This is a genomic window from Nocardia colli (assembly GCF_008704205.1).
Lineage (GTDB): Bacteria > Actinomycetota > Actinomycetes > Mycobacteriales > Mycobacteriaceae > Nocardia > Nocardia colli.
The window spans coordinates 1000273-1014917 of sequence record NZ_VXLC01000001.1; the positions used below are offsets into that span (position 1 = coordinate 1000273).

At 65.3% G+C, this 14645-nt stretch carries 11 protein-coding genes; 6 read left to right on the plus strand and 5 right to left on the minus strand.

Annotated elements, in window-relative coordinates:
- Positions 1 to 5: 5 nt before the first annotated feature.
- Positions 6 to 533, minus strand: a complete 528-nt coding sequence (locus tag F3087_RS04800; protein WP_150400496.1) for a helix-turn-helix domain-containing protein — start codon at positions 531 to 533, stop codon at positions 6 to 8.
- Positions 534 to 793: 260 nt separating this feature from the next.
- Here F3087_RS04800 and F3087_RS04805 point away from each other — a divergent pair, with 260 nt between their 5' ends.
- Positions 794 to 1966: an ImmA/IrrE family metallo-endopeptidase gene (locus F3087_RS04805; protein ID WP_150400497.1), complete on the plus strand. Its 1173-nt coding sequence runs from the start codon at positions 794 to 796 to the stop codon at positions 1964 to 1966.
- The gene (locus F3087_RS04810) at positions 1963 to 3180 is read left to right on the plus strand and encodes a hypothetical protein (RefSeq protein ID WP_150400498.1); all 1218 of its coding nucleotides are present in this window, start codon (positions 1963 to 1965) and stop codon (positions 3178 to 3180) included. The genes F3087_RS04805 and F3087_RS04810 overlap by 4 nt, the downstream gene beginning before the upstream one ends.
- On the opposite strand, the gene F3087_RS04815 is transcribed toward F3087_RS04810, so the two are convergent.
- Positions 3155 to 3790 (minus strand): hypothetical protein, encoded by a 636-nt coding sequence (locus tag F3087_RS04815; RefSeq protein ID WP_150400499.1) that lies wholly within the window; start codon positions 3788 to 3790, stop codon positions 3155 to 3157. The genes F3087_RS04810 and F3087_RS04815 overlap by 26 nt on opposite strands.
- Positions 3787 to 4074, minus strand: coding sequence for an ArsR family transcriptional regulator (locus F3087_RS04820; RefSeq protein ID WP_150400500.1), 288 nt, complete (start codon positions 4072 to 4074; stop codon positions 3787 to 3789). Before F3087_RS04820 ends, F3087_RS04815 begins: the two co-directional genes overlap by 4 nt.
- Positions 4075 to 4849: 775 nt before the next feature.
- Between F3087_RS04820 and F3087_RS04825 the strand changes: the two genes are divergently transcribed.
- Together F3087_RS04825 and F3087_RS04830 are read left to right on the plus strand one after the other, a co-directional pair.
- Positions 4850 to 6916, plus strand: coding sequence for an MMPL family transporter (locus tag F3087_RS04825; RefSeq protein WP_191093767.1), 2067 nt, complete (start codon positions 4850 to 4852; stop codon positions 6914 to 6916).
- Between the two features lie 355 nt (positions 6917 to 7271).
- A complete protein-coding gene (locus tag F3087_RS04830) occupies positions 7272 to 8681 on the plus strand; it encodes a lipase family protein (RefSeq protein WP_223884816.1) in 1410 nt (469 codons plus the stop codon).
- Positions 8682 to 8744: 63 nt separating this feature from the next.
- Here F3087_RS04830 and F3087_RS04835 read toward each other — a convergent pair whose 3' ends face one another.
- Entirely contained in the window at positions 8745 to 9914 is a 1170-nt protein-coding gene (locus F3087_RS04835; protein WP_150400502.1) for an NADH:flavin oxidoreductase, read from the minus strand.
- A 94-nt stretch (positions 9915 to 10008) separates the two neighbouring features.
- Here F3087_RS04835 and F3087_RS04840 point away from each other — a divergent pair, with 94 nt between their 5' ends.
- Together F3087_RS04840 and F3087_RS04845 are read left to right on the plus strand one after the other, a co-directional pair.
- Positions 10009 to 10776 (plus strand): SDR family NAD(P)-dependent oxidoreductase, encoded by a 768-nt coding sequence (locus F3087_RS04840; RefSeq protein ID WP_150400503.1) that lies wholly within the window; start codon positions 10009 to 10011, stop codon positions 10774 to 10776.
- Between the two features lie 179 nt (positions 10777 to 10955).
- On the plus strand, positions 10956 to 12368 hold the full coding sequence (locus tag F3087_RS04845; RefSeq protein ID WP_150400920.1) for a hypothetical protein: 1413 nt from the start codon (positions 10956 to 10958) through the stop codon (positions 12366 to 12368).
- Between the two features lie 1293 nt (positions 12369 to 13661).
- Here the strand turns inward: F3087_RS04845 and F3087_RS04850 are convergent.
- Positions 13662 to 14645: a stage II sporulation protein M gene (locus F3087_RS04850; RefSeq protein ID WP_150400504.1), complete on the minus strand. Its 984-nt coding sequence runs from the start codon at positions 14643 to 14645 to the stop codon at positions 13662 to 13664.

The following is a 14645-nucleotide window of genomic DNA, read 5'->3' on the forward strand; positions in this document are numbered from 1 at the left end:
TTCTTTCAGCCTTCCGCCCTCCGGCGTTCAGCAACAGCACGACGCGCTGCTCGCAGCTGCTCGCGGATCACCGCGGGGTCGTCGTCGGCGTCTATGTCGACCGCTGTTGACGCCAGAGCGTCGTACTGTCGCTGTCGACGGTTCTCTCGATAGGTGAGGACATCATCGAGCAGCAGCCGATGCCGAGTCCCGATGCGTTCTGCAGCTAGGTCGCCTTTGTCGATGAGCCGCTTGACCGTTGGCCGACTGACGCCGAGCAGGTCCGCGGCCTGCTGTGAGGTCAATGTCATGCTTCGGGGAGCAACTGTCACGGCTTTGCCTGCCAACATTGCCGCAACGACCTGTGTCAACGCCTGATGCACTTCCTGCGGAAGTTCGATCCGGTCATGCTCGTCTACACCAACAAGTGCATAGCTGGACCCGACCGTATTTCCGCGCCGCTGCGCATGAGCTTCGAGAAAGCTCAGCACGGGTGCCAACTGCTGTGGATGCTCCGCGACAAAGGTCTGTTCCTCCAACGGTTGCGCGCTCATGGCATGCCTCCCTCGCCGAATCTCGGACGATACTCAAGCGAAAGTTACGAACTATGTTTCGAAACGTTCGTTTAGCTTCTCACGTTGAGTCGATTTAGTCGAGTCACAGTTGCGCAGTGCTGGAGGACTGGCTGTGGAGACGTATCAACGCGAGACAAGTCTGCTTCGGGGCGCTCCAGTGACGCGTTCCTCGCGGCAAGCCGAACGCATTGTGTGAGGAATATTTTCTGGTACATTTTTGCGGGATGACTGGAGGTGGGATGGACGTTGTGCACGCTGCGGCCGCGCATCCGCGGATGTTGGTGCTGGCTCGGGAGTCGCGGTCGATGACTCAAGCACAGTTGGCCGAGGTGATGCAGAAGTTGGCGGGCTCGACGGGACGGGTCAGCCAGGGATATGTGAGCCGGGCCGAATCCGGGCGGCTGAGGGTGGCTGGTGACCGGCTCGAGCTCTATGCGCATGCCGTGGGGTATCCGGTGTCGCTGCTGTGCCTCACCGAGCGGGAGGTGGGGGCGGGAGCGGGTTTGGTGCACCACCGCAAGAAACAGGCCGCGGCGGCAGGTGATCTGAAGCGGATTCATGCTCTGCTCAACTTGACTCGCATCCAGCTGAACGGACTGAGGGCCCTCGCGCCTCATCGAGTGGGCAATCTGGTCCCGCGTATCGAGGTCGATGATCTGAACACTGCTGCTGATGCAGCGCGTTCGGTGCGTGAGCAGTGGGGAGTTCGTCGTGGCCGGTTGGATTCGATTGTCGAGTTGGTCGAGGGTGCGGGGGCGCTGGTTGTCTGCCGCGAGCTGGTCGCACCGGTGGCGTTGGATTCGGGTGCCGAGGCGGTGCCGGTCGATGCGGTCAGTTGCAGCCCGGATGGTGAGGATCCGCTCGTGTTGCTGAACGTGGGTACCCCGGCGGAGCGTCAGCGGTTCACCCTTGCCCACGAGCTGGGCCACATGGTGATGCATCGGATTCCGCATCCGGCTCAGGAAAAGCAGGCCAACGACTTCGCCGCCGAGTTCCTGATGCCGGTCCGCGAGATCCGCGGTGATCTGCAAGCCCGGCTGGTGACGGTGCAGCGACTACTCGACCTCAAAAACGAGTGGAATGTCTCGATGTGGGCGCTGCTTCGCCGCGCGTACACCCTCGGTGTCATCAGTGATTGGCAGTACCGCACGTTGGCGGTGGAGATGTCGAGCCTCGGCTACCGAACTCGCGAGCCTGGTGCCCTGAAACCGGAAACCCCGTCCGCCGTCGCTTCGATCGTCGCACGCCATCTCGACCAAGGAACTGACGTCACAGAGCTGGCTCGTTCCGCGTTCCTGACTGCCGACGAGTTCATCGATCTGTACGGAGCCAGACAGCACCGCGACGGGCAACATCCTGGAGTTCGTTGTACCGCAACAACAGCCAAACGAGTAGGGGAGGGTGTTCGATGACGAAGTCGGCTAGATCGAACGGTCGCTCGAGCGACATGGATGGTGTGCTGCCCGAGATTGCGCACCGAGCGGGACCGAGTCCGGTGGCGGGCCCAGTAGGTGTGCTCTACGACCAAGTCCTGCTGCATACCAACCAGCTCACAGCACGCAAGATCATTCCACTGCCACCGAGCATCGCGGGACTGGTGCTGACTGGAAAGAAGGCCGCCGTCGGCATCAAGACGATCCGGCAAAGCCATCCAGACCTTCTGCTGCTGCGGGATCCCGAAGGCTACAGCCGGATACTGGCAACCGAAGACGAGCCGTTCTTCCTCGATGATGACGAGGACGAGCAGCAGGAGCGCCTGTTTCCCCTGACACTCGACGAATGCCTGCAGGCGCAGCGGGATTGCGGAGCAAACCTGGCGCTGACCCCCACCGGGTACCTTAACGCCGGCGACAGCGACGCGCTGCGGGCAGTGGTTCGAGAAGCAGCTCGGATCGAGCGAGACGATGTGCTGGTAAGCGTCCCCCTGGACATCGCATGGCTGAACAATGACCTTATCGGCCATGTCATTGCGGTTCTCGCCACGCTCGACAAACCCAAGGCAGTGTTCCTGGGTAGCCAGTACGATCCGATGGAACGCTACAAGGACGCAGTCGAGAATCTCCGCCGACTGGTAGCCGACGCAGGCCACATTGCAGTGCTGAGGACCGACTTGACGGGCTTCGACGCCATGAGCCATGGCGCTTTTGCGACCTCGATCGGCACCGGCGGCAGCCAGCGCCACATCGTCCCTTTCGGGCAGCGCTCGTTCTCGATGCAGCAGGACCAGTCTCCGAGCGTGTTGTTCGAGGAGCTCATGTCCTTCCACAAGGGATCCACACTCGCTCGCCGGTTCGCAAACGCTCGGCCACCGGTATGCACGTGCACATCATGCGGCGGACGCAAACTGGATACGTTTCTCAGCAGGGACGACTCCATTGCCGCGCACCGTCACGGTATGTACACCTGGGCTTCGTGGGTGAATGACATGCATGCGCAACCCACGGTCGCCCACAGGGCGGTCTGGTGGAAGAACCGATGCCACACGGCCGCTGGTTACGCTGAAGTCGTCAACGCCCAGATCAATCAGCCCGACGGGTTCGAGGCTCCGAAGACTTTGAAAGCATGGGCTGAGTTGGCGCCGTGGTGGTCGGTGTCGGGGACTACCCGCCAAGCCCAGACGCGATGACCTGCCTATAAAGCTCCTCGGCGAACCACCACTGACCGCACGAATGACGGTGGCGCACATACGGCTGCGGATCTACCAGCATTCGCAACCCACTGCTCGAGAAGACGCAGATCCCGATCCCGAAAAACGACGCCTGCACCCGCGCGTCGTCCAGATCATCGGGGACCGAGCGCAGCAGCATGACCCGGCTACAGAACGGCGCGAACTGACCCGCCGAGCGTAAGCCGTCCTTCCACGTGAGACTGGAGACGACGGCAAACTGCGGCGACAGCGGCGGCACCGCTTGCCGGGTGCACTGGCCCTCAACGATGTCGACAATCCCAGCTGGTGCTCGCCGCAGAAGTCGGCGCTCGCGGCCTGTGAGATCCTTCACAGCAATGGGCAGTCCGATCGGTAGACCCATCAACACATCCAACAGATCCATCTGAGTGACCGCTGCCAAGCCACTCGCCTGGCGCCGTGTGATCTCCGCAGCGTTAGGGAGATAAGCAACCCCCACTGTGGTGTTGAACACCCGCACAACCGCGGACGAGGATTGCTCCAGTGTGTCGTTCGCGTGCCGGGCCGTAGCGACGGCCCGTGCCGCTTCGGCCATGCCAGCACGACTCACGACGCCTCCACCTCGATTTCCGCTAACCGTTGCGCAAGGGACGAAACGGTGTTCCAAAATCCATACTCCCGCCGTCGGTACCAGCAACGGCGATCACCAGTGATCTGACCCAATCGTTCAACCAGACCTGCGTTCAGCAGGTCGCGGATCGGACCGTAGTACACGCTCGCGGCGACGGTTCGGTCTTCAGCGAGCTGGGACAGGTTAACTCCCTGATCGCCGCTCTCGGCCAGTGCCGTCAGGAGTTCGAGCCGGTAGCGATTGCCGAACAAGGCGGCCGACATCTGTCGCTCCGGTGGGCACCCGGCTAGAACCATGGACCTAGATTAATGATTAGTGAATCATGAATCAAGCGATCGTTTTCAAGGCGACACGCCGAAGGTGATCCCCCATCGGGAATGTTGACCGCGTCAACACCTCGGCGTTACCGTAGCGATCGTCAGCGTGCCGAAGTCACGTGAACAGCAGGATTTAGCACCGAAATGCACCCGTGATCAGGGGGAACTGGTAGTTCTGGTCCCCTTCGCCCACTTCACTCGTGGAAGGCCCATGCTCACACAGAGCGTGGGCCTTTCTCGTTTCGTCGATCTTGTGGGGCGGGGCCCCACGCCCCGCCTCGGAGGGGCTTTGCCCCCCGAACCCCCCATTCCTGAGTCGCATACATTTCGCTGGCGCTCATGGGCGGTGTGCAGTGTGGTGGGTCTGTGGGTGTGTGTCGCAGCACAGTGGGACGGGTTAGGCGTGTCGGGTGGGGTGGTTCGTGGGGGAAGGGGGCTGGGGGACCCATCCGTTCGGTGGTCGGTGACGAACGTGCAGTGAGTCTTTGTTCGTTGTCTTTGGCTGCGGGGCATGCCGCTGTCTCGGTTGTCGGCACCGGATCGAATGCTGGTGCTGGGCGCCTTTGTCGATGTGGGGGTCTGGAGGATGTCTCAGGGAGGTCGGCGGGGGGTTTTGGCTCGGGTGGCTGTCACGATGGCGCGGCAGCGGCGGTGGGTGTTCGCGGGGTGGGGGGTTGCGGTGGGGATGGGGTTGATCGGGCTTCCGTGTTTGCTCGGGTCGTTGCTGGCACCGCCTACCGAGGTTGCGGGGTCGGAATCGCAACGGGCGAGCCGGATTCTGGCCGATGCGCTGCCTACGCTCGGGGACGAGTCGGTGATCGCGGTGCTGCATTCGGAGGGGCTGCGGGCGTCGGATCCGCCGTTTCGCCGGGCGATCACGGCGGGTATGCGATCGCTTGCGCACGAGGCGGATGTGTCGGGGGTGCTGCTGCTTCCGGTCGCGGGAGATCCCACGCGGGAGATTGCGCTGCCGGAGACGTTCGAGGCCTGGCGGGCGAGTTTTCACGATGAGCACACGGCCTACGTCTATGTGGGTCTGGCCGGCGACGACCGCCGGCGGCAGCAGCGGGCGCCTGTGTTGCAGGACCTGGTGACGGACGCGGTGCACGGCGCGTCGAACGGCGAGGTGCAGGCGTATTTGCTGGGCGTCTCGGGGTTCGGGCAGATCATTCAGGGCGTCGAGATCACCGACCTGATGCACATCGAGTTGGTGGCGCTGCCATTGGCGATCGTGGTGCTGTGGTGGGGGCTGCGCAGGCCGGTGGCCGCGCTGGTGCCGATCGTCGTCGCGGGCGCGTCGGTCGTCACCACCCTCGGCGTCTTCGCCTTACTGACCGGAGTCTTCACCGTCGACGGCATGCTGTTGGTCGGGGTGAGCGCCCTCGGTCTGGGCATCGGTATCGACTATGCGCTGTTCGTACAGAATCGATATCGGGAAGAGCTGGCCGCCGGTGGGCAGCCGACGCAGGCGATCGCGACGGCGATCACGACCACGGGGCGCACCGTCCTGTATTCGGCGCTGATCCTGTCCTCGGCGTGTATGGCGTTGTTCCTGGTGCGCTGGCATGTCTTCCTGCAGATGGCGATCGGGATGATCGCGGTGGTGGTCGTCGTGTCGGTCGCGGTGCTCACGTTGCTGCCCGCGGTGCTCGTCACGGTCACGCCGGTGCTCGACCGGCAATGGCCGCGCCGCGCCGAAACCGGCGCGGGCGAGCGGCTTTCGCGCTGGGCAGAGCATCTGATGCGGCATCCGTGGCCGTATGCGTCGGCGGTGATCGCGGTGCTGATCTGTGCGGCGATACCGGCCGGCACGATGCGGACGGGGATCGACCTGGAACGCGGCGCGCTGGACGGCACCGCCTACCTGACCGGTCTGCAGCTCAGCGAGCGGGACGTGCCGAGTGCGACCGGGGCGCTCGCGCTCGCGCTGCGCCAGCCCGCGACGGCGCCGCTGCCCGACCCGCAGGGCTTGGTCGCCGCCCTGCGCGCGGATCCGGGCGTCGACGCGATCGCCACGATCGATGACGGCGACAGTGTCACAGCGCTTCTGGTCTTGACGAAGTACCCCATCGATTCGCCGGAACTCCCGGATCTGGTGGGGCGCATCCGAACCCGGATAATTCCGGCCGCGGCACCGCCCGGCGTCTCGGTGCTGGTCGGCGGCCCGGGCGGCCATATCGCGGACATCGTCGCGGAGACCTCGGCGAAGTTGCCGTGGGTGATCGGGTGCGTGCTGATGCTGTTGTTCGTGCTGCTGATCGCGGTGCTCCGCAGTCTGGTGCTGCCGCTGAAGGCGATCGCTATGGCGCTGCTGTCGGCGGGCGCCGCGTACGGGCTCACGGTCCTGGTTTTCCAGCGCGACGGCCACCCGATCTGGGCGCAGGTGCCGTTGGTCGCCTTCGCCCTGTTGTTCGGGCTCTCCACGGATTACGAGTTGTTTCTGGTGCGGCGGATCCAGGAGGAGTATCTGCGCACCGGGGACAACCGCCGATCCGTGGTGGTGGGGTTGCAGAGCACGGCGCGGCCGATCTCGCTGGCCGCGATCATTCTCGCGGTGGGATACGGCAGTCTGCTCGTGTCGAGCCTGAACGGCTTGCGGCAGCTCGGCTTTGCCGTGGCGGTGGGCCTGCTCATCGACGCGACACTGATCCGGCTCGTGCTGGTGCCCGCGCTGATGCAGATCCTGGGCCGGTGGAACTGGTGGTTTCCCGGCGGCGGAAATATCCCCAAGGTGTGTATAACTACCGATATCCACAAGGTGTGCACAACCGTGAAATCCGCCCAATAGGCGTTATTTTCGGCTATTTCGTATTCGTGTACACGGTTGTTCTCAATTGTCGAAACGTGGTCGCGCAGCGAACTGCGCCGCGCATTCACATCGGACATTTCGGGCCGGACTCGAGTTGGAAAGGTCTCGGGCGGAAGTTAATTGAGAACGGTTCTGATGAGCGTTGTTGGTGGTCACGGGATTTAAATAGGATCTTCCTCGCGTTTCGCGCTGGATTATTCAAATGTTCATCTACGCTTGCGGCGGCTCACACCGGAGTGGTCACTTCGCTAATACCTGCATTCGTCGGGGATTTGGTGCCGCTGCTCCCGGTTACGGCTTGTCATGCACCTCTCCCTCAGCTGAAGGATCAGGTATGAACATGTTCAAAACACGGCACCGCCGATATGGGCGGGCAACGATGTTGGCCGCGGGTGCCGCGGCCGTGATTCAGGTGGCCGCCGTCGGTTTCGCCGCGGCGTGCCCGTGCGCCTCCGACGATTATGTCCCGATTCAGCCCGCCTTGACTCCGCCGGCGATGCCCGCCGACGATCAGGTGTTTCTCAATCCGCCGCGCGAAGTGGTCGCGGCGAAGCAGCCGGGCGAGATCATCGCCGCGCGCGAAGTGCGTCCCGCGTTCCAGTCGATCGTGCAGCCCGATGTCGATGCCTGGCAGCTGTCGTACCGATCGAACAACAGCCGGGACGAGCCGATCGCCGCGGTGACCACGGTGATGAAGCCGCGCGGCAAGGCCCCGACGAACCTGGTGTCGGTGCAGATCCCGGAGGACGCGGTCGCGGCACATTGCGCACCGTCCTACACCAGCCAGGTGCTGGCGCTGCCGCCGAACTACGCGGGCACGATGGGCCCGAACTTCATGCTGCCCATGGCGCTTTACGCGGTCACCAAGGGCTGGGCCGTCTCCATCCCGGACCATGAAGGCCTGCTCTCCGCCTTCGCCGCCGGCCCGCTGGCCGGCCGGATCACCCTCGACGGCGTCCGGGCGGCGGAGAACTTCAAGCCGATGGAACTGCGTCAGGGACGCGACACGAAGGTCGGTCTGTGGGGCGACTCGGGCGGCTCGATCCCGACCATGCATGCCGCCGAACAGCGCGCTTCCTACGCGCCGGACGTGAACCTGGTCGGCACCGTCTCCGGTTCCACCGCGTCGGATCTGCGCGACCTGGTCGACTATCAGAACAACGGACCGGCGGCCGGCACCGTGTTCGCGGGCATCATCGGGCTGACCCGGGAATACCCGGAATTGCAGCAGTATGTCGACCAGCACATCAACCCGCTGGGTCAGGGACTGCGTTCCGTGCACAGCAATGTATGTCAGGGCTGGTCGGTAATGAGCTTCCCCAATCTGAACATCAAGGGATTGTTCGATACACCGGACATGACGCGTGAGCCGGTGCCGAGCAGGTACCTGGACATGGTCAAGATGGGAAATACGACGCCCGACCGGCCGACATATATCTTCCAGTCGATGGGTGACTGGGTTATGCCCGCGTACGCGACCGACCGACTGGTGGACACCTACTGTCAGAATGGTGGCCAGATCACTTACCGGCGCATCCAGATCGGCGAATCCTATTCGCAGGCGTTCCTGTCGGTCCCGGGGACATATCAGTGGCTGCAAGAGCGGTTCGACGGCGTCCCGGCCGGCGGCGGCTGCAATAGGCAGGACCTCATGGCCATCTCGAAGGATGATTCGCCGGAGATGAACGAGTGGGTGTCGATCGTCGGTCCGGAGCTGACCGCGGCCGCAGCCAAACCCGCCTAATTGCCCGGCCAGGCGTCGTAGTCACCGAAAGAAGGCCCGGTCCACCAGGATCGGGCCTTCTCGCTAACCGGGGGAAGTCAATACACAACGCGTGCCCCGATAAATCGTCGGCATACAGCGATTGCAATGGGTACACAGCGATTCGCTGGCGGCGTCGGCGCGCATCCGGTTGACCAGATCCGGATCGTGCAGCAGCGCACGGCCCATCGCGACGAACTCGAACCCGTGCGCCATCGCCGTGTCGACGGCCGCGCGCGAGGCGATGCCGCCGAGCAGCACCAGCGGGAGCGCGAGTTCGGCGCGGAAGCGCAACGCCTCGTCGAGCAGATAGGTCTCGTGGTACGGGTAGCTGCGCAGGAATCGCCTGCCCGCCAGGCGAATACCCGCGCGCTGCGGCTGCGGGAACGAATCGGCGAACTCGCGCAGCGGCACGTCGCCGCGGAACAGATACATCGGATTGCGCAGCGAGCTGCCGACGGTGAGCTCGAGCGCGTCGAGGTGGCCGTCCTGGGCCAGCCACCGTGCGACGGTAAGGCTTTCGGCGCCGCCGAACCCGCCGCGCACCCCGTCGTCCATGTTGAATTTCGCCAGCACCGCGAGCTCGCCGCCGACCTCTTGGCGCACCGCGTCCGCGGTCCGCCGGGCCAATTCGGCGCGCTGCTTCAGGGTGCCCCCGTACTCGTCCGAGCGTTTGTTCAGCGCCGGACTGAGGAACGAGCTGATCAGATAGTTGTGCCCGAAATGCAGTTCGACGGCGTCGAATCCGGCCGCCACCGCCAGCCGGGCGGCGCGGGCGTGCGCGGTGATGATGCGCTGGATGTCGTCCGCCGTCGCCGCCTGGGTGAGCCGCAGACTGATCGGACTGAACTGCCTGCTCGGCGCGAGTGCGGGCGCGCGATTTGAGGCCGCGTTCGCCACCGGGCCGGCATGACCCAGCTGCGCCGACACCGCGCCGCCCTCGGCGTGCACCGCGTCGGTGAGCCTGCGCAACCCGGGCACCGCCTCGGGCCGCATCCAGATCTGGTGCCGGTCGGTCCGGCCCTCGGGCGCGACCGCGCAGTAGGCGACGGTGGTCAGCCCGGCCCCGCCCGCGGCGACGGCGCGATGGAATTCGATCAGCTCGTCGGTGACCAGGGCGTCCGGCGTGCGGCCCTCGAACGTCGCGGCCTTGATGATCCGGTTGCGCAGCTGAACCGGCCCGAGCCTGGCCGGTTGGAACGCGTCGTGCGGCATCTGCCCAGACTAGAACGTGTTCCAGTTCGATGGTCGGGAATCGAGATGGCGGAAGTGTCTTGACTCACAATGAGAACCTGTTCTAATTCAAGGCATGCGCAGATATGACGGCCGCCGGGTGGTGGTGACGGGAGCAGGCTCCGGCATCGGACAGGGCATCGCCCTCCGCCTGCTGGACGAGGGGGCCCAGCTGGTCGCCGCCGACATCGATGAGCCGGGGCTGGCGGCCACGGCCGAGAAGGCAGGCGACGCCGCCGAGCGACTGCGGACGGTCGCGGTGAACGTCGCCGATCCGGAGTCGGTGCGCGCGGCGACCGAGACCGCGCTCGGCTTCCTCGGCGGGCTCGACGTGCTGGTGAACGGAGCGGGCATCCTGCGCCCGGCCCGCACCCACGAGATGCCCCTGGACGCCTGGAACCAGGTGATCGGGGTGAACCTGACCGGCACCTTCCTGGTGACCCAGGCGGCGCTGCCCGCGCTGGTGGAATCGGGGCACGGCGTGGTCGTGAACATCTCCTCGACCGCGGCGTTCAGCGCCGCGCCCTACCTCGCGGCCTACGCGGCATCGAAGGGCGGGGTCAACGCGTTCACCCACGCGATCGCGCTGGAGTACGCCAAGCAGGGGCTGCGCGCGGTGAACATCGTGCCCGCGGGCATCACCAGCGGGATCACCACGAAATCGATCCGGGATCAGCCGGAAGGCTTCGATCCGAAGCTGTTCGCCCGGATGACCGGCTGGCTCAACGGCGGCGCGCTCGGCAGTCCGGAGGACATCGCGGGTGTGGTCGCGATGGTCGCCTCCGACGACGGACGCTACATGACCGGCACGGAGATCCGGATCGACGGCGGCGCGTTGATGTAAGCGGCTACGCGCGGGTGGCGATCAGCAGATGATGCGGGATCGGCGGATCCAGCAGCGGTTCCGCGGCCGGACGGTTCGCCGCGGGCACCGGTTAAATTTGGATCATTGGCGTTTCGAATACTGTCCCGAAGGCGTTCGTTCCGGTTCGATCGGATGCCGTGCCGACCCGAAAGACCGTGATGCGCGTTCCGCTGATCCTGCTCGCCGCCTGTTCGACCGCGTTGCTGACCGCGGGGCCCGCCTCGGCGACCGGCGCGTGGGGGCCGCTGGCACCGCCGAACCCGTACCTCGGGCCGCTCGGCACCTCGACGATGCACGGGGACGCCGGTTCGTCGGATGCCACTCCGTTGGCGGGGCCCGGTCCGGGTGCGCCCGTCTCGGCCTATCCGCTGGCGTCGGCCTGCCCGACGCTGCTGGAGGGGTCGGACAACCTGGTGGTCGCGTTGTGCACGGCGATCGTCGGACAGGCACCGGTCGTGCAGCTGATCGATCCGGCGTCGCCCGGACCGGTCGGGTCAGCGCTGGCCGCGTTGCCGCTGACCAAGGGCAGCCTGCTCGGCGGCGTCTACGCGTATCTGGACAACAACGACAAGCTCGTCGTCGTGGACGGCGGCAATCGACTGCTCCGCGTCGGCCACGCCAGGGACGCGGCGGGGAAGTGGCGGCTGGACAGCGAGCAGCTGGCGGACCTGTCGGCGGTGATTCCGGTGGGGGACAACGTGACCGGGTTGGTGCCGGACTGGGCGGGCAATATCTGGTTCGCCACCGGGAAGGGCGTCGTCGGCCTGGTCGCGCCGTCCGGTGCTGCGGTCACAGTGACGTTGCCCGCCGATGAGCAAGTGGCGAACAGCATTTCGGCGGCGCCGAGCGGACGGATCGCGGTCGCGACCACGCATGCGCTGTACGAACTGCGGGCCGGCTCGTCCGGTCGTCCCGAAGTGCTGTGGCGCGCACCGTATGCGCGCGGCTCGGCGCGTAAACCGGGACAGCTCAGCTGGGGTACCGGATCCACACCCACCTACTTCGGCCCGAAGACCGGCGCGGACTACCTGACCATCGTCGACAACGCCGACGGTCAGGTCAACGCGCTGGTATTCCGTTCCGGAACCGGACAATTGGTGTGCTCGCAGCCGGTGCTGACGAAGGGCGGTGCGGGGAGCGAGAATTCGCCGGTCGGCATCGGGCGCTCGCTGTTCGTCGCGAGTACCTACGGCTATCCGTATCCCGCGGTGCCGGAGGGCGCGGGTCCGGCGGTGCCGCCGGCCGCGCCGTTCACCGGTGGGATGACCCGGGTTGATGTGGACGACAACGGATGTCACACGGTCTGGGAGAACACGGTGCGCAGCGCGGCGGTTCCCCATCTATCCACAGCCGATGCCGCGTTGTACACAGTGACCCGGCTCGGTGCCGAGGTCACCACACCGTTGGACGGTTACGCGTTCACCACGGTCGATCCGGATACCGGTGCGGTGACCGCGAGTAGTCCGTTGCCCGGCACCATCGTCGACGATCCGTTGCAGACGTCGCCGTTGATCACGCATCGGCGACAGGTGTTGCAGGGCACGGTCACCGGGATTCTGCGCGTCGGTTGAGTGCGGGCGGCGTCGCCGCCCGTTCGAGCCACCGCCGGTGGATACCCGTGCTGCACAGCCGAGTTCACGGTTTGTGCACATCCCCGGTGCCTGTGGATAAATCTGTGTGCTGCTCGAGGAGCATCGATCGGCACCCACCTGTGTTTCCGTGCTTTCTGGGCGCGATATTGCGCCGCACGGGGTTTGGTGACGACGGCTGGTGGCTGTGGATGATCCTGTGTGTTGTTTCGGGATGGCCGAATGCCGTTCACCTTCGCGTTGCCTGCCTGAGCTCGAGCGTTGCGCCGCAATCGACCCCGAACCGCCTGGCTGCTGCCTGTGCATGACCGTCCCCATGGGTGGGGAGAACGGTGCGCGAAAGCTGTTGGGTGAGTGCTGCCTTTGGGGATGGTGCCGCGATACCGAGGTGTGGACATCGATCGGATCGGTCGTTGCCTGCACGGGTGCCTGTGCACAGTCCGGGTCCTGTCCACAGCGGTGGAGCGTTGCCGACCCCCAGGCTGTGGACGGGTGCGGTCGTGGGCCGCGGCACGACAAGCGCCCCAGTTGTGCGCCTTTCGGCGTGTTGTACCGGTGTGTCCCGTTTGGGGAAAGCTTGCCGCAGTGCCGATTTCGCCGCATTCGCCGGTTCCGCGGGGGTGGTGAGGCGAAGATCACACCCCTGCTCGAGGCTGCGGCCGTGGTGCTGAACCGGCGCCGTCGAGGCGCTCGATCAGGCGCCTTTTCGCGTCTGGTTATTCCTGATCTTGACCAGACGCATGCATGTCCACGGGCGGTTCAACCAGGTATGTGTCGTGTTAATTACGCTGTAAACAAACCTGTGGTCGCTTTCTGTTCATCCAGTGTCCAGCTAACTCGGTTTTCTGGGCTGAATCAGCAGGTCGTTGCCCCTGCGTGCCTGCCATGGAGATGTCTATGCCGAGGGCGCAGCTAATCGTTCGAACAATGTTTGTACCGCCACTAAGTGGACACAGACGGACCTGCGGATTCGTACGATCGAGTACTTCTCGGCTGTTCGAATGGCGCAAAAACAGACAGCTGCAAGTTAGCTGGAAGTCTGAAAAACCATGCTCTCACAAGGGTTTGCTGGCGTGCTGCTTTATACGCTTGACACCAGCGAGGAGGGTTGCATAGGGATAACGATTGTGTAGAGTCGACGGTAACGCTGGCCGCAGCTGAGCATGACTCGCTGCGGCCAGCGGAACTCAAATGGGGGACATCGCAACCGATCCGTGACACGGCGTTGCTGTCCAGTACCCGAACCCACTTCGCTCAGTGTGTGCTCGACGTTGTCTACCGACCGTCGTCCGACCCGGCGAGCGCGTCCGCCGCCTTCGCCAGCACCACCCGGCGGCCCACGCCGAACACATAGAGCAGGAACAACGCCTCTGCGGTGAACCCGATCGCGATGCGCACCGGAGCGGGCAGAGCGCTCGGCGTCACGAAACCCTCGATGCAGCCACACACCAGCAGCACCCCGACCAACCCGAGCGCGATGGTCGCGGTCGCCCGGCCCTGTCGCGCCACCGCTTCGAGGCGACTCAGCCGGCCCGGATCGATTAGAGTCCAGCCGAGTTTCAGCCCGGCCCCGCCCGCCACGAAGATCGCGGTCAGCTCCAGCGTCCCGTGCGGCAGGATGAAGCCGAAGAACGAATCCAGCCGCCCCGCGTCGGCCATCAACCCGGCCGAGACGCCGAGATTGAGCGCGTTCATGAACAGCAGATACACCGCGGGCAGGATCAGCACCCCGGTGAACAGCGCGATCGCCGTCACCCAGGCATTGTTCGTCCACACCTGCGCGGCGAACGCGCCCTGCGGATGCTCGGAGTAATAGGACTCGAACGCCCCGCCCCGCTCGGTCAGCCCGCCGGTGTCCCGTGGAATGCCGAGAACCGTACGCGCGGAATCGAATCGGGCCACCCAGACGGCCAGCCCGGCGGACACCAGCAGGAAGGCCGCGGCCACGCCGGCCCACCACGGCCAGCTCCGGTACAGCGCGGCCGGGAAACGGTGGGTGAAGAACCGGCCGATCTCCGACCAGGTGTCGCCGCGGCCGCCGAGCACCCGCCCGCGCGCCCTGGCCAGCAGCGCGCTCAACCCGGCGATCAGCTCCGGGTCCGGGCTGTGCGACTGCAGCCGGGCCAGCTGCTGGGACGTGCGCCGGTACAGCGTGACGAGTTCGTCCGCCTCGGCCCCGGTGAGCCTGCTCCGCCTGGCCAGATAATCCAGCCGCTCCCAGGCCCTCCGATGTGCGTAGCTGTACGCGTCGACATCCAC

Excerpts from the sequence above, each read along its gene's own strand:
- F3087_RS04800 (WP_150400496.1), bottom strand. The coding sequence starts at position 533 with ATGAGCGCGCAACCGTTGGAGGAACAGACCTTTGTCGCGGAGCATCCA.
- F3087_RS04805 (WP_150400497.1), top strand. The coding sequence starts at position 794 with ATGGACGTTGTGCACGCTGCGGCCGCGCATCCGCGGATGTTGGTGCTG.
- F3087_RS04810 (WP_150400498.1), top strand. The coding sequence starts at position 1,963 with ATGACGAAGTCGGCTAGATCGAACGGTCGCTCGAGCGACATGGATGGT.
- F3087_RS04820 (WP_150400500.1), bottom strand. The coding sequence starts at position 4,074 with ATGTCGGCCGCCTTGTTCGGCAATCGCTACCGGCTCGAACTCCTGACG.
- F3087_RS04830 (WP_223884816.1), top strand. The coding sequence starts at position 7,272 with ATGAACATGTTCAAAACACGGCACCGCCGATATGGGCGGGCAACGATG.
- F3087_RS04835 (WP_150400502.1), bottom strand. The coding sequence starts at position 9,914 with ATGCCGCACGACGCGTTCCAACCGGCCAGGCTCGGGCCGGTTCAGCTG.
- F3087_RS04840 (WP_150400503.1), top strand. The coding sequence starts at position 10,009 with ATGCGCAGATATGACGGCCGCCGGGTGGTGGTGACGGGAGCAGGCTCC.
- F3087_RS04845 (WP_150400920.1), top strand. The coding sequence starts at position 10,956 with ATGCGCGTTCCGCTGATCCTGCTCGCCGCCTGTTCGACCGCGTTGCTG.